Source organism: Chromobacterium phragmitis (genome assembly GCF_003325475.1).
Lineage (GTDB): Bacteria > Pseudomonadota > Gammaproteobacteria > Burkholderiales > Chromobacteriaceae > Chromobacterium > Chromobacterium phragmitis.
Genome location: NZ_CP029495.1, coordinates 422,372 through 444,030, shown reverse-complemented (window position 1 = coordinate 444,030; position 21,659 = coordinate 422,372). Strand labels below are relative to the sequence as shown.

Sequence of the window (21,659 nt, the reverse complement as noted above, 5' to 3'; positions counted from 1 at the left end):
GTCTTGCTTGCGTTGCTTTAGAAGCCCAGGCTTTCCAGCAGGTCGTCCACTTGCTGCTGGCTGGTGACCACGTCGGTCTGTCCTTCCGGATTGATGACCGGGCCGTTGAGCAGGCTGGTATTCAGCTCTCCCTTCTTTTCGTCGGGAGAGAACTCGATCAAGAAGCTGACCAGTTCCGTTTCCAGAATTTTTACCATGCCCATCATTTTCTTGATCACTTGGCCGGTCAAATCCTGAAAGTCTTGCGCCATCACGATTTCCAACAGCTGGGTATTGGTTGCCTGTGTCTGGTTAGGCACATCTTTCAGGTATTGGCGGGTTTCCTCCGCCAGCGCCTTGAATTCCTCAACGCCCAGCAGATTGGCATACAGTTTCTCCCAGCGTTCGCTCAGCGCCATTGCCTGGCTTTCCAGCTTGTCCTGAAAAGGCTTGGCGATATCCGTTGCGTTCAGCACGCGTTCCGCTGAGTTTTCCGTTAGCGTGGCGATGTAGGCTAGACGGTCCTTGGCGTCGGGGATGGTTTCGGCCACCTTTTCCAATGATTTGTCATAGCCGAGATCGCGCAGGGCATCGTGCATCTTGCGGGTCATCTGTCCGATGTGTTCATACATTGTCGAAGGGCTGGTCTCGCTCGAGAACATTCTAGGGGCCGTTTCCCCTGTGGCCGGCGCTGCGGCTTGAGGAGGAGGCGTCTCTTCGACAGGCTGCGTTTCTTGCTGCTGGATGGAGATGCTGTCGAACAGCGCTTCCAGTTCCGGCGAGTCTCCATTCTCCAAAGTATGGTCGGGCACGATCTTTCCTCCTCAATACGGACGCGGCAGTCTTGTTGTGGTACTGCTCAGGCTGGCTTGTTCATGTTCTGGAAGATTTTGTTCATCTTCTCTTCCATGGTGGCGGCAGTGAACGGCTTCACAATGTAGCCGCTGGCGCCGGCCATGGCCGCCTCGATGATGTTTTCCCTTTTGGCCTCGGCGGTGATCATCATGAACGGGAGATGCTTCAGCTGGGGGTCCGCCCGTACTGCCTTGAGTAGCTCGATGCCCGTCATGTTGGGCATATTCCAGTCGGAAACGACGAAATCGAAGCTCTGGGTTTTCAACTTATGCAACGCGACCTGGCCATCTTCGGCTTCGTCGACGTTAGTGAAACCCAACTCTTTCAGCAGGTTGCGGACGATTCTGCGCATGGTGGAGAAGTCGTCCACAACCAGAAATCGCATATTCTTGTCTGACATCGAGGTATATCCTGAATTATCTATGTTCCATCAAGGCGCACATTGTAGCGACTACCTTTGCAGGAATGGAATCAAAGTTTCTGCCAGAACGCCAGGGTCGAACTTGGCAACGTAGGAATCCACCCCGACACTGGAGCCCATCGCGCGGTTGGCGTTGGACGACAGCGACGAGTGCATGATCACTGGGATGCCCTTGAAGCGCTGATCGGACTTGATCAGCTTGGTCAGCACGTAGCCATCCATTTCCGGCATCTCGGCATCGACCAGAATGATTTTCAGATAGTCGTGCAGGCATTCGCCATCGGCCCAGTTGCGGCCTGCAAGAACCTGCAGACGGTCCCAGGCTTCGCGGCCATTGGTCGCTTGCTGGAACTTGATGCCCATTTTTTCCAGAACGCCTGTGATTTCCTTGCGAGCGACCACGGAGTCATCGACGAAGAATATGTACTGGTCGGTTTCCAACTGGGCGGTTGGGACATCAGGCAAGCGGGGCTCGCCGACAACGCTGGCCAGGATTTGTTCGACGTCGAGGATGGAAACCAGCTTGCCGTTTTCCAGTTCGGTCACCGCAGTGATCAGGTTTTGGTTGGTGCCGGCGGCCGCCATGATGTTTTCCGGGGCGCGCACCTTGTCCCAGTCGACGCGGATGATGCGATCAACCGAGTCCACCAGGAAGGCCTGGGTGCTCTTGTTGAATTCGGTGACGATCATGGTGTCGAACTTGCTGCCGTTGTTGTCGTGGCCGATGAACTTGGCCAGCGAGATCACCGGGATGATATTGCCGCGCAGCGACAGCACGCCCTCCACGCCGAACGGCATGTTGGGCGTCTTGGTGATGGTCGGCGTCTGCGAGACCTCGCGCACCTTGAACACGTTGATGCCGAAGGTTTCGCGCGTCCCCAGAGAGAACAGCAGAATCTCCATTTTGTTGGAGCCGGCAAGCTTGGTCCTGGCGTCAACACTGGCGAGCAAGGAGGCGTCGGTGCTAGGCATGTCGTATCCCTATCCCTAGAAAATCTTGAAGAAGGCCTGTTAGTTGCTGGGTTCCAGCTTCAGCATCTGGCGCAGCTTGCTGGCGAGCTTCTGCGGTTCGAATTTCGATACATAGGCATCGACGCCGACTGACTCGCCAAGCTTTTGGTTGGAGGAGCCGGAAAGCGAGGAATGCATCAGCACCGGGATGCCTGCGAAACGCGGATCGCTTTTGATCATCTTGGTCAGCATATAGCCGTCCATTTCTGGCATTTCCACATCCGTCAGCACCAGATGCAGCTCGTCGGACAGTTTGCGCCCGGCGGCCTCCGCCTGTTGGGCCATTTTCTGCAGATCTTCCCAACCGCGCATTCCGTTGATCGCGGAAGTGTAGCGGATGTTCATCGCCTCCAGTGTGCGTTCGATCTGTTTGCGGGCGACGGCGCTGTCGTCGGCGAAGAATATGCGGCGATCTTCCTTTACCGGTTCAATATTGATGAAGCTGTGGCCGTCGTCGATGATGCTGGTTTCCGCCAACACTTTCTCGACGTCCATCATCATCACCAGCGTGCCGTTGTCCAGCTCGGTGACTGCAGTCACCAAGCCTGCCATGCGGTTGGTGATCATGTCCGGCGGCACGCGCATCGCGGACCAGTCGAGCCGCAGGATGGTGTCCACGGCCTCTACCAGAAAGCCCTGAGTGTGGCCGTTGTACTCGGTGACGATCATGATCTCCGGACGATTGCTGGTCACGATGCCTGAATATTTAGCCAGATCGATAACCGGCACCAGCGCGCCGCGCAAGCTCACCATGCCTTCGACGGACGAAGGCATTTCCGGAGCCGAGGTGATCTCGGGCGTGCGCATGACTTCGCGCACTTTGAATACGTTGATACCAAAAATTTCTTTGCGACCTGTACGCTGATCATGCCCCAAGGAGAACAGCAGGATTTCCAGCTTGTTGGTGCCTGCCAGTTTGGTTCTGGCGTCGATTTTTTTGAGAAGCTCTGACACAGAAACCTCCGCAGCATCTTTTGGAATGGCGCACTACTTCCCTTTATACGCCAGATATTGGTTTTTCCCGTTTTTTTTTGCTCATGACGATGCCGATATCGTGTTGGCTCGTCATAGGCTGATCATTATCATACCGTTTAAGTGGTTTTTACAAATGACAGTGAAGCGATGCCGACTATGGTTTCAAGCCTGAAGGATCAACAGCAACTCGAGGCCGCGTTTGAACAGTTCAACGCAGTGTCCAGCCAACTCATTGATGCGTATAGGCAACTTGAGGTCCAGGTCAATGTACTGAACGCCCAACTGGACGAGGCGAACAGTCAGTTGCGAAAACAGCGTGATGAGAACGCCGAACTGGCCGAGCGTTTGGCATTGCTTCTGAAAATGCTGCCCGCGGGCGTGATAGAGCTGTCTTCCAATGGTCGGGTGGTGACCGGGAATTTGGCCGCGGAGTCTCTTCTAAGTGGTTGTTATGTAGGGGAAATGTGGTCTTCTCTATTGGGCCGCCTATTAGTCAGGCAGGCCGATGACAGCTACGAGATGGATTCCGCAGACGGTCTTCGCCGGCTGACGCTGCAGTATCAGGAGTTGCCGGCATCGGGAGGGCGGATTGTGCTTATTCACGATGTGACCCGTTTGCATCAATTGAATAGAGAGCTGGCCCAACAGCAGAAGCTTGCGTCGATGGGCGGCATGGCGGCGGCGCTGGCCCATCAGTTAAGAACGCCGCTGGCTAGCGCGATGTTGTATACAGCCAACTTGAAGCAGGACATTCCCAAGGCAGAAGATCGCGCTCGTTTCGTTGACAAGAGCTTGGCGCGCATGAGAGCGCTGGAGGGGCTGATCCAGAACATGCTGAGCTACGTGAGGGGGCAGGTGTCCTCTTTGGAGAGGGTTGGGGTGGAGGCGCTGCTGGATGACGTTTGCGCAATACTATCGCCGCAATGTCATGACAAAGGTGTGTTTTTTGATTGCCATCTGCCAGAAGATTCTGCCATAACGGTCTTGATAGACCGCAAGGCGCTGCAAGGGGCCTTGGTCAATCTGCTGGAGAATGCGTTGCAGTTCGTGTCTACAGGCGGACGAGTCAGCCTGGCGCTGGCGCGCGAAGGCGATATCGTCGTATTTCGGGTGGAGGACGATGGGCCTGGCGTGGACGAGCTGGTGCGGGAGCGCATTTTCGAACCATTTTTCACTCTGCGCCCGGGCGGAACCGGTCTGGGCTTGGCGATCGTGAAGAAAGTGGCTGAGGAGTTGAGTGGGGGCGTACGTTGTTACAACAAGGTGGCGGGCGGCGCCTGTTTCGAGCTGTGGCTGCCGATATGTCCGGGATGATGCCGGAAGATCGGGACCGTCTGTTCAATTTGTCAGCGAACCTAAGGAAAGCCGAGGATCAGTGATGAGACCGATAGTGAGAGTCGAGGGGAGTATCGGGAAAATGGTGCTGATTGGGCAGTTCGACTTCAACCTGCACAAGGAGTTTCGCCAGGCCAGCCAGGAGCTGCTGGATAACCCCGAAGTGCAGGAAATTCATGTCGATTTCGATCAGGTGCCTTTTTTGGACAGCTCCGCGCTTGGGATGCTGTTGTTGTTGAAGGAAAGGGCGGCTGGACAGAAAAAATCGATGATCCTGGTCAACTGTCGGGAGGCGGTGATGCAGGTATTCGAAATCGCCTGCTTCAACAAGATGTTCACTATCCGCCCGGCGTGAACTCGCTCTGAGGGGCCGAGAGCTATAAGTCTGATGCCTTGTCGCGCCGCCAGTCCTATGGGTTGTTCCGTCTGTGCCGGCGCGCCTTGCCTCTGCGAGAGAGCGAGCTTGTCGCTTTGCTGCATGAGCAGTGGCGATTGGCTGGTGCGGTGATCGAGACGGGCGTCCGCGAAGCGGACGTCGTGATGGGATCATCCGAGGCGGAGGCCCCTGCGCGGCTACGGGATAGGTCGTTCGGACCGCGCGGCGGTCGCAGTTCCCAAAGCATTTGGATTGGGGGGCAAGACGCCGGGTAGTGTTTGGTCAAAATGGCCATTTTATTCATGGCAAGGAGCGAGTGCGCTCGTTTTCTATCTTAAAAGATGCCGCTCGGCATCGCGCTAATCAAGTTTGCCATTTCGTTTTTCAAGACGGTGCCTGCAAGGCGAGCTTCATGCCATTCACACCAAATTCGTACTGAGGCCAAATTCCCCTTGATTTGCTCTCGCTGATGATGAATCACGTTATGGGGGGGGCGCGAGCGAGGATGTGCCGGGGACACAGGGAGCCGGATGGAAAGATGCTCGTATTGTGCTATCCCGATATTGTCGTGGAAAACTGATGACGTTGCGGTGCCGCCGTTGGTGGATGGCGGCCGGACGCTCTGCGACCGTCGGACCGGGGGCGATTGGCGGCGTCGAGCGCGCCGGGATGGCGGCTCTGGCGGGAACTCAATCAGGCAATGCGTATTTCAACGGGAATCTCTCGATAACGGGAACGCCATGTCTAAGAAAATTCTCACGGTGGACGATTCGGCATCGATTCGTCAGATGGTCAGCTTCACTTTGAAGAGCGCCGGTTATGAAGTCGCCGAGGCGGTGGACGGCAATGCTGGCCTGAGTAAGGCCCAGGGTATGCAGTTCGATCTGGTGCTGACCGATCAGAACATGCCGGGCATGGACGGATTGACGTTGATTCGTTCTTTGCGCAAGCAACCAACCTACAACTCCACTCCCATCCTGATGTTGACCACGGAGTCCAGCGACCAGATGAAGGCGCTGGGGAGAGCCGCCGGCGCGTCGGGCTGGCTGGTCAAGCCATTTGATCCTCAAAAACTACTGGATGTCGTCAAGCGTTTGGTCGGTTAACGCAGTCGCCGCTATGGGGGGATGATCGTGGCGATCGATATGTCGCAGTTCCATCAGGTCTTTTTCGATGAGGCGGAGGAACACCTCGCCACGATGGAGTCGCTGCTGTTGGCGATGAATGTGGAGCTGCCGGAACAAGAGGATCTCCACGCGATTTTCCGCGCTGCGCACTCGATAAAGGGGGGGGCGGCCACCTTCGGCTTCTCCGACATGGCGGAACTGACCCATGTGTTGGAAAACCTGCTGGACCGAGTTCGCAAGGGCAGCATGGCGCTGACTCTTCCCATGGTGGACGTGTTTTTGCAGGCGAAGGACGTGCTGCAGTCCATGCTGGCGGATTACAAGAATGGCGAAACATCCGAGGCAGAACCTCGGGAGGCGGTGAGACGGCGTCTGGAGGAGATCGAGGGGCAGATGCCGGAGGCCGAAGCTGTCGGCAGAGAGCCGGAAGGAGGCGCAGTCGTAGCCGACCCCTTGTGGACGCTGTTTTTGGAGTTGACGCCGCCGGATGGGATGGATATCCGCCCCTTGCTGGAAAGTTTGTCGGCGCAAGGCGATTTGACCGTTGTGCAGGAAGGACGGGGGGATGGGGAACTGCCATGGGTGGCGGTGTTCACTTCGGCGTTGGCCGCGGAGGAGGTGGCCGAGTCTTTGGCGTTCAAGCTTGCTCCGGATCGCTTTCGGGTCAGCATAGACCGGGGAGGAGAGGGCGGAAACGAGTATGGCTTGTTTTCGCCGGGTGACAACGTCGCGCCGGATCGACGCCTGCTGGCGGAAGGCGTCGCCCATATGGACGACGACGGCGGGTTTGGCTTGTTCGAGCAGGGCGGCGAAACGCAGCCTCCTTCGCGGCTGGAGCAGATGGAGCAGATGGAGCAGGATGGCAGTTTCGGCTTGTTCGAGCCGCTGCCGGCGGTGGCGGATGATGCGGAGCCGGACAGGCTGGGGAAAATGGAGCAGGACGGCAGCTTTGGCCTGTTCGATCCCTTGCCTGCGCAGGGCGTGTCCGCAGCGGAGGATTTCGAGGGCGAGGGGTTTGGCTTGTTTGGCGACGCGCCGGGCGTGACTGCCGCCGACAAGCCCGCGGCCCCTGCGGTGGCTGCGGCACCGGAAAGGGCCGCGGCTGTCGTACGTCCCGCTCCGGACAAAGGCGTAGCGGCGGGAGAGAACTCGATTCGGGTGAACATCGAGAAGGTCGATCTTCTGTTGAACCTGGTCGGTGAGTTGGTGATCACCCAATCGATGCTGATGCAGTCCGGCAATGCGCTCGATCCTGTCGAGCATGAGCGTCTTCTCAATGGCATCAGCTCCTTGCAGCGCAATTCCCGCGAGTTGCAGGAGGCGGTGATGTCCATTCGGATGACGCCCATCGCTTTCGTGTTCAACCGTTTTCCCCGAGTGGTCAGAGATCTTGCCGGCAAGCTTGGCAAGCAGGTGGATTTAAAAATGGTGGGTGAAAACACCGAGCTGGACAAAGGCTTCATCGAGAAGCTGTCCGATCCCTTGACTCATCTGGTGCGCAATAGCCTTGACCACGGCATTGAGTCGACGGCGGAACGGGAGGCCAAAGGCAAGTCCCGCGCGGGTCGTCTGACGCTGAGGGCCTTCCATCAGGGGGGCAGCATCGTGATCGAAGTCAGCGACGACGGCGCCGGCTTGAACCGCGAACGCATTCTAGCCAAGGCCAGGGAGCGCGGCATGCCGGTTAGCGACAACATGCCGGACCAAGAAGTATGGGGGCTGATATTCGAGGCCGGCTTCTCAACCGCCGCGGAAGTGACCGATGTGTCCGGACGTGGCGTTGGGATGGATGTTGTCAAGCGCAACATACAGAACATGGGGGGGCGGATAGAGATTGACTCCATGCCCGATATCGGCACCACGATGAGCATCAAGCTGCCGCTGACGCTGGCCATCATGGATGGCATGTCGGTAAGAGTCGGGGACGAGATCTATGTGCTGCCGCTGGGTTTCATTCTGGAGTCCATGCAGCCGGAGCCCAGGGCGATCAAGACGGTATCAGGCCGCGGCGAAGTGGTGCATATCCGCGGCGAGTATCTGCCCATCATCGCGTTGAGCCGGTATTTCAATGTGGGCAAAGCCAGGCAGAGGGCGGATGAAGGCATTCTGGTCGTGGTTGAGGCATCCGGGATCAGGGTGGCGCTATTGGTGGACGATCTGATAGGCCAGCAGCAGTTTGTAGTGAAAAACTTGGAAACCAATTATCGCAAGGTGGATGGCTTGTCCGGTGCCACGATACTTGGCGATGGCCAGGTGGCGCTGATCCTGGATATTTCCACCATCGCCCGCAGCAATAGCGGGGCGCGGGGGGCCGCCGCTCAGGTGGCCATCGCCGAATGACAGGCGGAGAAACCATATGCAACTGGACAATCTGAGCGATGCGCAAGTCAAGGATGGCGCGGCGCATGAGCTACTGGTGTTCACGCTGGGCAGCGAGGAGTATGGCCTGGACATCCTCAAGGTGCAGGAGATTCGCGGTTACGACACAGTGACCCGCATCGCCAACGCGCCAGAGTTCATCAAGGGGGTGATCAATCTGCGCGGCAGCATCGTGCCCATCGTTGACCTGCGGTTGAAGTTCGGTTTGGGAGAGCCGCAGTACAACGAGTTTACCGTAGTGATCATCCTCAATATCGGCAAGCGCACGGTGGGTATCGTGGTGGATGGCGTGTCTGATGTGATTCAGCTGGACAAGGAGTCGATGCGCGCGCCGCCGGAGTTTGGCGCGACGGTCGACACCGCCTATATCGAAGGTTTGGGCACGATCGGGGAGCAGATGATCATCGTGGTCGATATCGAACGCCTGATGCGCAGCGAGGAAATGGCGCTGATGGATGTAGCCGCCCGAGCCTGAGGCCGGGATAGCGTGGGGGAGAGAAGAATGAGCGACATCAGGTTGAAGCAGCAGCTGACGCTGGGCGTGGGCTTGTTGATGGTGGCGATGGCTGCCGCGCTGTATCTCGCCCAGGCGCAGCTGCATCGCCTGCAGGGCGCGGCGGATGAGTTTTCGGGCGGCCAGTCTGTCCAGATCGGGCAGTTGACGCAGGCGGGCCAGGCGCAGCAGGCATCGCAGCAACTGGTGCGGCAACTGGGCGGATTGCTGCCGGATGCAGGCCTGGCGGCGCAGCGAGCTGGCCAACCACAGCTGGATAATGCGTTAGATGGCGTGACAGGCCGGCTGAACGGTCTGTCCGCGCATGTGTCGGCTGACGGAAAAGCGAGGCTGGACGCGGCCCGGAATCTGGACGGGACGCTGCGCAACCAAGTCGCGTCCTATCGGCAGTTGCTGGCGGGAGGGCGCGGCGACGATGCGCATGGCTATCTGCTCGCCACGCTGTGGCCGTCTGCGCTCAAGTATCAGGAGGCTATTGGCCAATATGTCCGTTATGAAGGCGAGCAGGCGTTGAAGGGCGACGCCGGAGATGCCGGCGCGACGGCAGGCGCGATAGGCAACGAGCTGCTGAGCATGGGCGGCGCTTTGCTGTTGCTGGCGGCTGCGATGGTGTGGATGCTGAGGCGGGCGGTGGATCGCCAGTTTGGCGGCGATCCGCAGTTGCTGGCCACAGTGCTGAAGGAACTGGCAGAGGGCGAGGTACGCACTGAATTTTCAGTGCGCCCTGGCGACAGGGATAGCATGTTCGCCTGTTTGGCCGAGGTGGTCGCGCATACGCTGGAAAACCTGAGGGTGCGCAACGCGCTGGATGTTTGCACCACCAATGTGATGATCGCCGACGACAACCATCAGGTGGTGTATGCGAACCGGGCGGTGCTGGATATGTTTCAGCAGGCGGAGTCTGATATCCGGCAGGAGCTGCCGCAGTTTACGGCGCGGGCGATTCTGGGCAGCAATATCGACAACTTCCATCGCAACCCGTCCTATCAGCGCGGCGTGCTGCAGCAGTTGAACGGCACTCACCGCGGCACCATCAAGGTGGGTGGACGCACTTTCAGTCTGGTGTTGACGCCGATACGCGATGGCCAGAACCGCAAGCTGGGTTCGGTTGTCGAGTGGTTGGACACCACCCGAGAGTTGGAGCTGAAATCGGCGGAGCAGGCGCGGCAGGAGGCCGATCGTCGCGCGGCGGCGGAAAACGCGCGCATTCGCAGCGCGCTGGACGTGTGCACCACCAATGTGATGATCGCGGACGAAGATCACAACATCATTTATACCAATCAGTCGGTTCTGAAGATGTTCCAGCAGGCGGAGGCGGACATCCGCCGCGACATTCCGCGTTTCTCGGTGGGCAGTCTGCTGGGCAGCAATATCGATGATTTTCACAAGAACCCTTCTTATCAGCGCGGCTTGCTGCAGCAGGTACGCGAGTCCCACCGCTCGTCCATCACCGTCGGCGGCCGCACGTTCAGCCTGATTCTGACGCCCATTGTCGGCGGCAAGGGAGAACGGCTGGGCGATGTGGTGGAGTGGCAAGACAATACCGATATGCTGAAGCTGCAGCGCGAGGCCGACCTGAGGGCGGAGAAGGAGCGCAAGCTGGCGGCGGAAAACGCGCGCATCCGCAGCGCGCTGGACGTGTGCACCACCAATGTGATGATCGCGGATGAAAGCCATCACATCATTTACGCCAACCAGGCGGTTCAAGAAATGTTCCGCCAGGCGGAGAGCGACATTCGCAAAGATATTCCGCGCTTCTCCGTATCCAATCTGATGGGCAGCAAGATAGACGATTTCCACAAGAATCCGTCCTACCAGCATGGCGTGCTGCAGCAGGTGAGGAGCACGCATCGCTCTTCCATCGTGGTCGGCGGCCGCACGTTCGGATTGATCCTGTCGCCCATCGTGAATGCACAAGGCGAGAGGCTGGGTGCGGTGGTGGAGTGGCAGGACAATACCGAAACGCTGCGCCAGCAGGCCGAAGCGGAGACCCGCGCGGCCGAGGAAAGCCGGATCGCCGGGGAAAACGCGCGCATCCGCAGCGCATTGGACAATTGCACTACCAATGTGATGATCGCCGACAACGAGCGCAAGATCATCTACATGAATCACAGCGTGACCGACATGCTGCGCGGCGCTGAGGCCGATTTGCGAAAGGCGCTGCCCAATTTTGACGTGCGCCGGCTGATAGGCTCCACCATGGACGAGTTCCACAAGAACCCCAGTCACCAGCGCGAGTTGCTGGCCAACCTGCGCTCCACCTACCGCGCCGAAATCAAGGTGGCGGGACGGACTTTCTCCCTCGTCGCCAACCCGGTGTTCGATTCCGATGGCGAGCGCTTGGGCTCGGTGGTGGAGTGGAAGGATCGTACCGCCGAGGTGGAAATCGAACACGAGGTGTCGGAAATCGTCCGGGCCGCATCGGCAGGCGAGTTCGGCAAGCGCATCGAGGTGGAGAGCAAGCAGGGCTTCTTCAGGTTGCTGGGCGAGGGCGTCAACCAGCTGCTGGGCGTGACCAGCCAGGGTCTGAACGATATCGCCAATGTTCTTGGCGCCCTGGCCCGCGGCGACCTGACGCGTACCATCAGCTCGGACTACGATGGTCTGTTCGGCCAGTTGAAGGCGGACAGCAACACCACGGTGGAGCGCCTGAAGGAGATCATCGCCAATATCAAGGATTCCACCGACGCGATCAACACCGCGGCCAAGGAGATCGCGGCGGGCAATTCCAATTTGTCCGGCCGAACCGAACAACAAGCGGCCAGCCTGGAAGAAACGGCCTCCAGCATGGAGGAGATCACCAGCACGGTGCGCCAGAACGCGGAGAACGCCAAGAAGGCCAATTCGCTGGCCACCGGCGCGTCGGACATCGCGGCGCGCGGCGGCAAGGTGGTGGGCGACGTGGTGTCGACGATGAACGAGATCAATGAAAGCGCGAAGAAGATCGTGGACATCATCAGCGTGATTGACGGCATCGCTTTCCAGACAAACATTCTGGCGTTGAACGCGGCAGTAGAAGCCGCTCGCGCAGGAGAGCAAGGCCGCGGCTTCGCGGTGGTGGCGAGCGAAGTGCGCAATTTGGCCCAACGCTCGGCGGCGGCGGCGAAGGAAATCAAGTCGCTGATCGGCAACTCTGTGGACAAGGTGGAGTCCGGCAGCCGGCTGGTGGACGAGGCCGGTCGCACGATGAACGAGATCGTGGTTTCCATCCGTCGCGTGGCCGACATCATGAGCGATATCTCGGCCGCGTCGCTGGAACAAAGCTCGGGCATCGAGCAGGTGAATCTGGCGGTGACCCAGATGGACGAAAATACCCAGAAGAACGCGGCGCTGGTGGAGGAGGCGGCAGCGGCGGCGGAGTCGCTGGAAGAGCAGGCGAGATACCTGTCCGACGCGGTGGCGGTATTCAAGCTGGACGACAAGCCATCACACGGCAAGCCTCCCGCGGCGAGGAGCGCATCGCATCCGACCGGGGGCATAAGCATGGCCAAGCAAAATGGAGCCGTAGCCGGCTTGGCGGGCAAGGCGGGCCATCATCCGGGCAGCTATCAGGTCAAGCCCAAGAGCATAGAGCCCATCCACCCACCGGGGGACATGGGCGATGGTTCCTGGGAGGAATTTTGATCGTCTCGCGCGGTTGACATAGGCGGAAGCGGGCAAGGGGGCGGGGGATGGCTGACGGGACGGAGCTCAAGTTCACCCGCAACGACTTTAAGCGGGTTCGCGAGATGATTTACCAGCGGGTGGGCATTTCGCTCAGCGATTCCAAGACTCACATGGCCTATGCCCGATTGGCCAAGCGAGTCCGCTCTCGTGGTTTGCGCAGCTTTTCCGACTATCTGGACATGCTGCAGCACAGCGAGGAGAGCGAGGAGTGGCAGGGATTCATCAATGCCCTCACGACCAATCTGACCTCGTTTTTCCGCGAGACGCATCATTTCGACATCCTGAGCGAGCATGCCAGGAAGCATCGGAAGCCCGGTGAAACGTTTCGGGTTTGGAGCTCGGCCTCCTCCACCGGCGAGGAGCCGTATTCCATCGCCATGACGCTGCTGGAGCAATGGAGGGAGCCGGGCGGCGGGTCGTTTCAATTGCTGGCTTCCGATATCGACACCAATGTCTTGCAACAGGCGGCGTTGGGCGTGTATGGCAGGGAGCGGGCGGAAAAAGTGTCCGATGCTTTGTTGCGCCGATACTTCGATCGGGGAGTGGGCAGCAATGAGGGCAAGATCCGTCTCAAGCAGCAGGTCCGGGATGCCGTATCCTTTTTTCAGTTCAATCTGGTGGCGCAGAATTGGCCGGATATCGGCAGCTTCGACGTGATTTTCTGCCGCAATGTGATGATTTATTTCGACAAGCCCACCCAGACGGAGATACTGGGCAAGATGGCAGCCTGCCTGAAGCCGGACGGGTTGCTATTGCTGGGCCATTCGGAAAACATAGTGCATCTGACCGACGCCTTCGTCGGTTGCGGCCGGACAAGCTACAAGCTGGCGCATCCAAATGATGAGGAGAGAGGGGGATGAGTCCAGTCGTGGCGAGGAAAATACGGGTGGTTGTGGTTGACGACTCCGCTCTGGTGCGCAGTCTGTTGACCGCCATCATCAACGAAGCGCCAGACATGGAGGTGGTGGCGACCGCCTCCGACCCCTTCATCGCCAGAGAGAAGATCAGGGAAACCGATCCCGACGTCGTGACGCTGGACGTGGAAATGCCGCGGATGGACGGACTGGAGTTTTTGCGGCGACTGATGAGGCTGCGTCCGACGCCTGTGCTGATGATTTCCTCACAGACGGATACCGGCTCCGAGGCTACGCTCACCGCGCTGGAACTGGGGGCGGTGGATTTCATCCACAAGCCGGCGGATGATGTGGCGCGGCATATGCAGGAGTATGCGGAGGAGATACGCGAGAAGCTCAGGGCAGCCGCGGCAGCCAAGTTGCAGCAGCCCCAGCGTTTTCGCCAGGCGCCTCCCGTTCCGCCGCCTGCCGGCTCGGTATTGAAAAAGAGCGTGTTGGTGTTTGTCGGAGCCTCTACCGGCGGCACCGAGGCGATCAAGGATTTCCTGATGGGCATGCCGGCGGAGGGGCCGCCCATCCTGATCGTCCAGCACATGCCGGAGCATTTCACCTTCAGCTTCGCCGCGAGGTTGAACAGGCTGTGTCCGATGAGGGTGAAGGAAGCCGAGGATGGGGAGGCGGTCTGCGCCGGCGTCGCCTACATCGCCCCGGGCCATTCCCATATGCGGGTGGCGCCGGTCTCGGGGGGCGGGTTCAGGATAGCGTTGGACCAAGGGGAGAAGGTCAATCGGCATCGGCCAGCCGTCGACCCGCTGTTCGAGTCGGCGGCCCAGCATCTGAAAAAGAATGCGGTCGGCGTGATCCTGACCGGCATGGGCAAGGATGGCTCGTTGGGAATGCTGCAGATGCGCAAGGCCGGCGGGGTCACCTTCGGCCAGGATGAGGCTAGCTGTGTGGTGTATGGCATGCCGAGGGAGGCGTTCAAGGTTGGCGCGGTGATGCATGTGCATCCACTGGGCCGGTTGGCGGCAAAGGTGGTCGAGTGTCTGCAGAATCATGCCGAAAGGGCGATTACATGAACCATGTCGACGGGATGAACAGCCATCACTATTACGACAAGCATTTCCAGATCATGGCGGTCAAAGTGTTCCCCGGCGAATTCCACGCCACCAACCAGTCGCGACTGCTGGTGACGCTGCTGGGATCTTGCGTGGCGGTGTGCCTCAGCGATCGCATCTCCGGCGTGGCGGGCATGAACCATTTTCTTCTGCCGGAAGGATCGCTGGATCTGGGCAGCGGCGCGTCTGCGGCGCGTTTCGGCGTCAACGCGATGGAGTTGCTGATCACCGACATGCAGAAGCTGGGCGCGATGCGCAATCGGCTGGAAGCCAAGATATTCGGCGCCGGCAACGTGCTGGAGGGCATGACTGTGGTGAACGTCGGCGAGCGCAACACCAACTTCATCCGCAGCTATCTTTCCAATGAGCAAATTCCAGTCTTGGCGGAGGACTTGCTGGGCGAGTGCGCGCGAAAGGTGTATTTCTTCACAGCCACTGGAAAGGTGCTGATTAAAAAAATGAAGAGAAACAGCACGGCGGTCAAGCAGGAGCAACCATACCGTGGGCGCATCATCGATCAGGGCGAGGCGTCCAAGACAGGGGATATCGATCTGTTCATCTGAGCCCAGACCGCGGACGCGAACAAGGCGACGCATGCGTCGCCTTGTTCGCGGGAGGGGGAAGAGGCTTATCGTTCCAGATATTTCAGCTTGTCTTTCACGTCGGCCCAATCCGCGTGGTCGGGCAGTGGATCGATGCGCTCCACGATGCTGGGCCAATTCCGGGCCAGCTCGGCATTAAGAGGGATGAACGCCTCTTGCCCCTTGGGCACATCGTCCTCGGGATAGATGGCGCCGACCGGACACTCTGCCACACACAGCGAGCAGTCTATGCACTCGTCAGGGTCGATCGCCAAAAAGTTGGGCCCCTCGCGGAAGCAGTCCACCGGGCAGACCTCCACGCAGTCGGTGTATTTGCATTTGATACAGGCATCGGTTACAACGTACGCCATTCTTGTATCCTCAGTAAGGCTGGATCGTGATTCGGGATAGTCGTTATTTTAGCGATAATTCGCCCGTTCGACGCTCCGGCAAAATCCTCAAGATGTCCAATGCGCTCTATCGGGGCCGTTTCGCCCCCAGCCCCACTGGCCTGCTACACGCGGGCTCGCTCAGCACTGCTGTCGGCAGCTATCTGGAGGCGCGAAGCCGCGGCGGCCAGTGGCTGCTGCGCATGGAGGATCTCGACCCGCCGCGCGAAGTGCCGGGCGCGGCCGACGACATCCTGCGCACGCTGGAGGCTTTCGGCTTCGAGTGGGACGGCGAGGTGGCGTACCAGAGTCGTCGCCATGGCTTGTACCGCGCCGCGCTGGAACGGTTGGCCGCATCTGGCCAAGCCTACGCCTGCTGCTGCACCCGCAAGGAAATCGCTGCGTTGGCGCGCCGCGGCCTGGACGGCTACGTTTACCCGGGCACCTGCCGGCGCGGCTGTCCCGGCGGCCGCGAGGGCCGGGCCTGGCGCTTGGCCGTGGCCGAAGGGGAGCGGGTGGTGGACGACCGGCTGCAGGGCGCGTACCGGCAGGACCTGGCGCGCGACATCGGCGATTTCGTGTTGCTGCGCGCCGACGGCTTCTGGGCCTATCAACTCGCGGTGGTGGTGGATGACGCCGATCAGGGCGTCACTGACATCGTGCGCGGCTCGGACCTGCTGGTGTCCACGCCGCGGCAATTGGCCGTATATGAGGCCTTGGGCCTATCCGCGCCAGGCTATTGCCATCTGCCGGTGTTGACCAATGCCGCTGGCGAAAAGTTGTCCAAGCAGACGCTGGCGCCGGCCATATCGGCGGATGCCGCCGCAAGCCAGCTCGGCACCGCGTTGGCGCTGTTGGGCCACGCGCCTCCGGCCGATTGCGCCGGCTTGGACGAGCTGTGGCGCTGGGCGGTGGCGAATTGGTCATTAAGCAGGGTGCCGGCCGGCCCCTTGCAACTCCCTCATTCCTGACGCTTTTTCCATTAAATGACGCAAGCATTTGTTTGGGTGTGATTTTTTCCTGAAAAAATCGTCAATGCGACATGTTTTTACGTCAAAACTGTGTTTTAATGCGCCCTTTTTTGGCGCGGCGGCAGGCCGCATCCGGCTGCGACGCAGCCGAGCGTTCCGGCTTCAGCTATCTTGAAGCCATGGCCCATAGGCCTGCCGATGCGGTTTTGACCTTTTTCGCATGTCTGACGCTGGGGGGGATCACTCCGGCGCGCGATGCTTTCGTTCCCACGGAGAGTCAGGTTTGAACGAAAACAGTTCCGTTAAAAAGAAGGGCTCGCTCGGAGTCTGGATGTGCACCGCCCTGGTGGTGGGCAATATGATAGGCTCCGGCGTTTTCCTGCTGCCGGCTTCGTTGGCTCCGTTCGGCGGTGTGTCGATGCTGGGCTGGCTGCTGACCTCCTGCGGCGCCATCTGCCTGGCGCTGGTATTCGCCCGCCTGTCATCCATCCTGCCGCGAGAGGGCGGACCGTATGCGTACATCCACGCGGGCTTCGGCGATTTCGCCGGCTTCTGGATCGCCTGGGGCTACTGGATCGCGCTGTGGGCGGGCAACGCCGCGCTGGCGGTGGCGGCCACCAGCTACATGCAGGTGTTCTTCCCGATATTGGGGCATAACGAGCCGCTGGCTGGCGCCGTCGCCATCGGCCTGATCTGGATCGTCACCTGGATCAATAGCCGCGGCGCGCGCAGTTCCGGCGTGGTGGCGGTGGTGACCACGCTGCTGAAGCTGTTGCCGCTGGCGGCGGTTACCTTCATCGGTTTCTTCCATTTCCAGCCGGATAATCTGGCATTCAATCCGCACAACAAGCCGCTGCTGTCCTCGTTGTCCGCCACCATGGCGCTGACGTTGTGGGCCTTCCTCGGCCTGGAGTCAGCGTCGGTGCCGGCCGGCGACGTGGTGGAGCCGGAGAAGACCATCCCGCGGGCCACCGTGATCGGCACCCTGCTGGCCACCGTGCTCTACATCCTGTCCACGGTATCGTTGATGGGGCTGATGCCGGTCGATGTGCTGGCCGCCTCTCAGGCGCCGTTCGCCGACGCGGCGCGGCTGATGTGGGGCGACTGGGGCTATTGGCTGGTGGGCTTCGGCGCGGTGGTGTCCTGCTTCGGCGCGCTCAACGGCTGGAGCCTGATGCAGGCGCATGTGCCGGCGGCCGCGGCCAAGGATGGCCTGTTCCCCAGCCGTTTCGACCAGCGCAACGCGGCCGGCGTGCCCATCTTCGGCCTGGTGCTATCCAGCGCGCTGGTCACCATTCTGATGGCGATGAAGTACGCCGGCGGCGACAGCGGGGTGAAGATCTTCGAGTTCATCATCCTGCTGGCGACCGCCACTACGCTGCTGCCTTATGCGTTTTGCTCGATGGCGCTGATCGCCATCATGTTGATGCGCGGCAAGGCGTTCGCGCCCAAGGATTACATCGCGCCTGGATTTTTCTCCGGCATTGGCTTTATTTATTCCTTGTGGGCCTTGTATGGTTCTGGCGCCGATATTGTTATGTGGGGCATGTTGCTATTGTTGCTGGGTTTGCCGATTTATGTCTGGCAGCTAAAAGAACGCCATGCGAATTGATGGTGTCTGATTTGGAATGAAACGAACGCGGCAAGTTTTGCCGCGTTTTATTTTGCCTGGTCATTTTTCGGTTTTATAAGATTTAATGATTTATTCATGCATTTCTGGCATTTGGGTCAGTTTCGCCAAGCCTTGCATTTAATTGGATTGGGCGCGGCATTATCATCTCCTCGCAGTTCGTCGGTCTTTTAAAATCGTACTGAAAAGGATGACTTGTATGGGAAACAAAATGCCTAATGACGGTCAGCTGAAGCGGGGTGTGAAAGATGACGCGCTGGTATATTCATCTGATCCCGGCACGCTTGTGAATGGACAGGTGTGGGGATTGGGCGCGGCGGAAAAGACGTATGCCGTCAATCATTTTGATGCGGCAGTTGAAGATAAGCTTTTTTCCTATACGCCGGGCCGGGTGGTGAAAAACGTTTTCAATAAGTACGAAAGCAATGAGTTTCAAGTGGCTTGCTACTATACCGACTGGTCGCAATACGACAGTCGCTATGGGAATGGCCCTGGCGATCCAAGTGTCAATTATTCGGTCGGCGGGCGCGGTACCGATGCGATGCGTCTGCAGGCCATGGGACCATTCGACAAGATCGTGGTCGGCTTCGCCGGCATCATCGGCGACGAAGGGGAAAAGAAGCCGGTGATAGACAAAGCCGCCATCGATTTCGGCATCGCCAGCGGCCCGGCCGACTTGCCGAATCAACGCGGCAAGGCCACTTTCACCGACAGTTGGGGCGATGTGCTGTCTTATATCAACTGCGGTTTCAACAGCTGGGTGAGCAACGACGCGATTGCCATGTTCCACCCTGACCGGGCGCAAGGCCTGCTCGGCGCCTTGGTCAAGCTGAAGCGGAGCAAGCCGGATCTGCGGATATCGCTAAGCCTGGGCGGCTGGACCATGAGCCAGGCCTTCCATCACATCGCCAAGGAGCCGGCATTGCGCACCGTGCTTGCCCTTAGCCTGAAGCGCATTGTCGATGCCTTCCCGATGTTCACCGATCTGGACATCGACTGGGAATATCCGGGCGTGCCGGGCGCGCCGGGTAATCAATTCGGTCCAGAGGACGCCCCCAATTTCGCGGCGCTGATCCGGGAAATCAAGGCGCACTTGCCGTCCATGCATTTGAGCATCGCGGTCAACGCCGAACCGGCCAAGATGGCGGCGGCCGATATTCCTTCGTTGTTGGCGGCAGGGGTGGAAGGCCTCAATGTGATGTGCTACGACTTTTTCGGCACGCCTTGGGCCGAACATCTGGCGCATCACACCAATTTGCGAGGCAATCCTTCCGACGCCAGCCAGAACTCCGCGACGAAGGCTGTGGACTACCTGCTGAGCCTGGGCGTGGCGCCGAAAAAGATTTTCCTCGGCTATGCCGCCTACAGCCGCAACGCGCAACGCGCCAGGATCGATGGCGTTTCGCCGTTGCGCGGCAGTTATCAGCCCTACCCGGATCAAACCACGGTGGGTAGTTTCGAGTCTGGCACCACCGAATGGCCGGATGTGCTGTACCAGTACATGGACTTCGAAAATCAGACCGGCCGCAATGGTTTTCAGCTGTATACCGACACGGTGGCGGACGCGGATTTCCTGTATAACAGCCAAAGCCAGGTATTCATGTCGCTGGATACGCCGCGGTCGGTGAAGGCCAAGGCCGAGTATGCCCGCTCCAAGGGCCTAGGCGGCATGTTTGTCTGGACTGGCGATGGCGATAGCGGCTTGCTGACCAACGCTGCGCGCGAAGGCCTGGGTTGCCGGGTGCAGCAGCAAGTGGTGGATATGGCTCCGTTCTATTTTTCGGGCATCACCGGCGCAGAAAAGGTTAAAGAGGCCTTCCGCAATATCGGCGAAACCGAGCCCAGGGAGTTGCAAAGCATTACCCGGCGCTAAACTGCGCTTTATGATGTTGGGCGGCGGAACACGCCGCTCCCGCTCTTCCAGTGGCTGCCTGATCCATGTGGGCGGCCGTTGTTTTTTTGGAAATGCCGGTGGTTTTCGAAAAATAAATTACATGATTTTTTGCGTTTTTTTTCATAAAAAAACATTTATCGTATTGCTTTGATCTGGAAATAAACTCGGCTTGCCAAGGCTCGGATATTGACACCATAATCGCCGGATCATACAGGAGAGAGCGGCCTTGGGCCGCCGCCGAAGGCGCAAGCGCACCCGCAATCGCTCAGGCAAAAGGACTGTATCATCGGGCCGGCGGCAGCCGGTTCGCGCAATCTGGAGAGCGGCGTCCGCGCGATGCCCACCGAAGGGGCTAACGGCTTATCCGGCCGGAAAATCTCAGGTGCAGGGACAGAGGGGTGTGGTTGATGAGGCTATCCACACTATTCTGCAAGGAACCGCGCCATGACGGCCCCGAAACGTACTCCGCTGTATGAAGCCCACCTCGCCGCCGGCGCCAAGATGGTCGATTTCGCCGGTTGGGAAATGCCCATTCATTACGGTTCCCAGCTGAAAGAGCATGAGATCGTCCGCACCGACGCGGGCATGTTCGACGTGTCCCACATGACGGTGGTCGACATCACCGGACCCGACGCCAAAGCCTGGCTGCAAAAACTGATCGCCAACGACGTGTCCAAGCTCGGCTTCGAGGGCAAGGCGCTGTATTCCGGCATGTTGACGCCGGAAGGCACCGTCGTCGACGACCTCATCGTCTATCTCACTTCCTATGGCTACCGCATGGTGGTCAACGCCGGCACCACCGAAAAAGACCTGGCCTGGATGGAGAGCCAGAGGGCCGGTTTCGACGTGGCGCTGAACGTGCGCCGCGACCTGGCGATGCTGGCCGTGCAGGGCCCCCAGGCCATAGACAAGGTTTGCTCCATCCGACCGGAACTGGCCGACGCCATCCGCGCGCTCAAAGTGTTCCAGGGCCTGCCGCAGGGCGAGTGGTTCTACGCCCGCACCGGCTACACCGGCGAAGATGGGCTGGAAATCATGGTTCCGGCCGATCAGGCCATCGCCTTCTTCAATCAACTGCAAGATGCCGGCGTATCGCCCATCGGCCTGGGCGCGCGCGACACGCTGCGTCTGGAAGCCGGCATGAATCTGTACGGCCACGACATGGACGAAACCGTGTCGCCGCTGGAAGCCGGCATGGGCTGGACCATCGCCTGGGAACCGGCCGAGCGCAAGTTCAACGGCCGCGAGGCGCTGGAGGCGCAAAAGGCCGCCGGCGTGAAGATGAAGCAGGTGGGCCTGGTGCTGGAAGGCCGCGGCGTATTGCGCGAAGGCCTGAAGGTGGTGGTGGAGGGCGTGGGCGAAGGCGTGATCACCAGCGGCACCTTCTCGCCGACGCTGAAGCATTCCATCGCCATCGCCCGCGTGCCGGCCGCTACCGGCGCCTCGGCCCAGGTGGACCTGCGCGGCGCGCTGACCGACGTGCGCGTGGTGAGGATGCCCTTCGTGCGCAACGGCAAGAAAGTTTTCGAATAATCGGGCAACGCCTCGGGGCGACTGCCGTCACCATTGATCTGATCTAAAGCT

General features: G+C 59.6%; 18 protein-coding genes and 2 riboswitches. Of the genes, 13 read left to right on the top strand and 5 right to left on the bottom strand.

The features are described from left to right. Positions 1-17 precede the first annotated feature (17 nt). Genes cheZ through DK842_RS02175 form a run of 4 tightly spaced genes read right to left on the bottom strand, consistent with a single transcriptional unit; the run spans position 18 to position 3,220 of the window. Entirely contained in the window at positions 18-791 is a 774-nt protein-coding gene (gene cheZ, locus DK842_RS02190) for a protein phosphatase CheZ (RefSeq protein WP_114059892.1), read from the bottom strand. A gap of 47 nt (positions 792-838) precedes the next feature. Next, the gene (cheY, locus tag DK842_RS02185; RefSeq protein WP_011136995.1) at positions 839-1,234 is read right to left on the bottom strand and encodes a chemotaxis response regulator CheY; all 396 of its coding nucleotides are present in this window, start codon (positions 1,232-1,234) and stop codon (positions 839-841) included. 51 nt (positions 1,235-1,285) lie between these two features. After that, the gene (locus DK842_RS02180; RefSeq protein WP_114059891.1) at positions 1,286-2,227 is read right to left on the bottom strand and encodes a chemotaxis protein; all 942 of its coding nucleotides are present in this window, start codon (positions 2,225-2,227) and stop codon (positions 1,286-1,288) included. Between the two features lie 39 nt (positions 2,228-2,266). Further along, positions 2,267-3,220, bottom strand: coding sequence for a chemotaxis protein (locus DK842_RS02175; protein WP_114059890.1), 954 nt, complete (start codon positions 3,218-3,220; stop codon positions 2,267-2,269). Positions 3,221-3,397: 177 nt separating this feature from the next. Between DK842_RS02175 and DK842_RS02170 the strand changes: the two genes are divergently transcribed. From DK842_RS02170 to cheD, 9 genes are all read left to right on the top strand, one after another. Further along, on the top strand, positions 3,398-4,555 hold the full coding sequence (locus tag DK842_RS02170; RefSeq protein WP_232538574.1) for a sensor histidine kinase: 1,158 nt from the start codon (positions 3,398-3,400) through the stop codon (positions 4,553-4,555). Positions 4,556-4,619: 64 nt separating this feature from the next. After that, positions 4,620-4,931 (top strand): STAS domain-containing protein, encoded by a 312-nt coding sequence (locus DK842_RS02165; protein WP_332835397.1) that lies wholly within the window; start codon positions 4,620-4,622, stop codon positions 4,929-4,931. Between the two features lie 761 nt (positions 4,932-5,692). Then, the gene (locus DK842_RS02160; RefSeq protein WP_114059888.1) at positions 5,693-6,058 is read left to right on the top strand and encodes a response regulator; all 366 of its coding nucleotides are present in this window, start codon (positions 5,693-5,695) and stop codon (positions 6,056-6,058) included. A 27-nt stretch (positions 6,059-6,085) separates the two neighbouring features. After that, a complete protein-coding gene (locus DK842_RS02155; RefSeq protein ID WP_114063571.1) occupies positions 6,086-8,419 on the top strand; it encodes a chemotaxis protein CheW in 2,334 nt (777 codons plus the stop codon). 16 nt (positions 8,420-8,435) lie between these two features. Further along, complete coding sequence (locus DK842_RS02150) at positions 8,436-8,933, top strand: chemotaxis protein CheW (protein WP_114059887.1); 498 nt, start codon at positions 8,436-8,438, stop codon at positions 8,931-8,933. A gap of 27 nt (positions 8,934-8,960) precedes the next feature. After that, positions 8,961-12,596, top strand: coding sequence for a methyl-accepting chemotaxis protein (locus tag DK842_RS24180; protein ID WP_332835396.1), 3,636 nt, complete (start codon positions 8,961-8,963; stop codon positions 12,594-12,596). Between the two features lie 47 nt (positions 12,597-12,643). After that, positions 12,644-13,498, top strand: coding sequence for a CheR family methyltransferase (locus tag DK842_RS02140; RefSeq protein ID WP_114059886.1), 855 nt, complete (start codon positions 12,644-12,646; stop codon positions 13,496-13,498). Beyond that, positions 13,495-14,571, top strand: a complete 1,077-nt coding sequence (locus DK842_RS02135; protein ID WP_114059885.1) for a protein-glutamate methylesterase/protein-glutamine glutaminase — start codon at positions 13,495-13,497, stop codon at positions 14,569-14,571. Before DK842_RS02140 ends, DK842_RS02135 begins: the two co-directional genes overlap by 4 nt. Then, positions 14,568-15,173: a chemoreceptor glutamine deamidase CheD gene (gene cheD / locus DK842_RS02130; protein ID WP_114059884.1), complete on the top strand. Its 606-nt coding sequence runs from the start codon at positions 14,568-14,570 to the stop codon at positions 15,171-15,173. The genes DK842_RS02135 and cheD overlap by 4 nt, the downstream gene beginning before the upstream one ends. A 65-nt stretch (positions 15,174-15,238) precedes the next feature. Here cheD and fdxA read toward each other — a convergent pair whose 3' ends face one another. Beyond that, complete coding sequence (gene fdxA / locus DK842_RS02125) at positions 15,239-15,562, bottom strand: ferredoxin FdxA (protein ID WP_114059883.1); 324 nt, start codon at positions 15,560-15,562, stop codon at positions 15,239-15,241. Positions 15,563-15,654: 92 nt separating this feature from the next. Here fdxA and gluQRS point away from each other — a divergent pair, with 92 nt between their 5' ends. The 4 genes from gluQRS to gcvT all read left to right on the top strand — a co-directional run bounded on the left by gluQRS (position 15,655) and on the right by gcvT (position 21,608). After that, a complete protein-coding gene (gene gluQRS / locus DK842_RS02120) occupies positions 15,655-16,551 on the top strand; it encodes a tRNA glutamyl-Q(34) synthetase GluQRS (RefSeq protein ID WP_114059882.1) in 897 nt (298 codons plus the stop codon). Positions 16,552-16,882: 331 nt separating this feature from the next. After that, on the top strand, positions 16,883-18,163 hold the full coding sequence (locus tag DK842_RS02115) for an amino acid permease (RefSeq protein ID WP_168194802.1): 1,281 nt from the start codon (positions 16,883-16,885) through the stop codon (positions 18,161-18,163). A gap of 142 nt (positions 18,164-18,305) precedes the next feature. Further along, positions 18,306-20,054: a glycosyl hydrolase family 18 protein gene (locus DK842_RS02110; protein WP_198414616.1), complete on the top strand. Its 1,749-nt coding sequence runs from the start codon at positions 18,306-18,308 to the stop codon at positions 20,052-20,054. Between the two features lie 222 nt (positions 20,055-20,276). After that, a riboswitch (glycine riboswitch) is annotated at positions 20,277-20,366 on the top strand. Positions 20,367-20,380: 14 nt separating this feature from the next. Beyond that, positions 20,381-20,479: riboswitch (glycine riboswitch) on the top strand. Between the two features lie 40 nt (positions 20,480-20,519). Then, complete coding sequence (gene gcvT, locus DK842_RS02105) at positions 20,520-21,608, top strand: glycine cleavage system aminomethyltransferase GcvT (RefSeq protein ID WP_114059880.1); 1,089 nt, start codon at positions 20,520-20,522, stop codon at positions 21,606-21,608. Positions 21,609-21,659: the final 51 nt, after the last annotated feature.

Bases quoted from the DNA above. Each gene is read 5' to 3' on its own strand.
- cheY (WP_011136995.1), bottom strand. From the start codon at position 1,234: ATGTCAGACAAGAATATGCGATTTCTGGTTGTGGACGACTTCTCCACC.
- DK842_RS02180 (WP_114059891.1), bottom strand. From the start codon at position 2,227: ATGCCTAGCACCGACGCCTCCTTGCTCGCCAGTGTTGACGCCAGGACC.
- DK842_RS02170 (WP_232538574.1), top strand. From the start codon at position 3,398: ATGGTTTCAAGCCTGAAGGATCAACAGCAACTCGAGGCCGCGTTTGAA.
- DK842_RS02165 (WP_332835397.1), top strand. From the start codon at position 4,620: ATGAGACCGATAGTGAGAGTCGAGGGGAGTATCGGGAAAATGGTGCTG.
- DK842_RS02160 (WP_114059888.1), top strand. From the start codon at position 5,693: ATGTCTAAGAAAATTCTCACGGTGGACGATTCGGCATCGATTCGTCAG.
- DK842_RS02150 (WP_114059887.1), top strand. From the start codon at position 8,436: ATGCAACTGGACAATCTGAGCGATGCGCAAGTCAAGGATGGCGCGGCG.
- DK842_RS24180 (WP_332835396.1), top strand. From the start codon at position 8,961: ATGAGCGACATCAGGTTGAAGCAGCAGCTGACGCTGGGCGTGGGCTTG.
- DK842_RS02140 (WP_114059886.1), top strand. From the start codon at position 12,644: ATGGCTGACGGGACGGAGCTCAAGTTCACCCGCAACGACTTTAAGCGG.
- DK842_RS02135 (WP_114059885.1), top strand. From the start codon at position 13,495: ATGAGTCCAGTCGTGGCGAGGAAAATACGGGTGGTTGTGGTTGACGAC.
- cheD (WP_114059884.1), top strand. From the start codon at position 14,568: ATGAACCATGTCGACGGGATGAACAGCCATCACTATTACGACAAGCAT.
- fdxA (WP_114059883.1), bottom strand. From the start codon at position 15,562: ATGGCGTACGTTGTAACCGATGCCTGTATCAAATGCAAATACACCGAC.
- gluQRS (WP_114059882.1), top strand. From the start codon at position 15,655: ATGTCCAATGCGCTCTATCGGGGCCGTTTCGCCCCCAGCCCCACTGGC.
- DK842_RS02115 (WP_168194802.1), top strand. From the start codon at position 16,883: ATGTGCACCGCCCTGGTGGTGGGCAATATGATAGGCTCCGGCGTTTTC.
- gcvT (WP_114059880.1), top strand. From the start codon at position 20,520: ATGACGGCCCCGAAACGTACTCCGCTGTATGAAGCCCACCTCGCCGCC.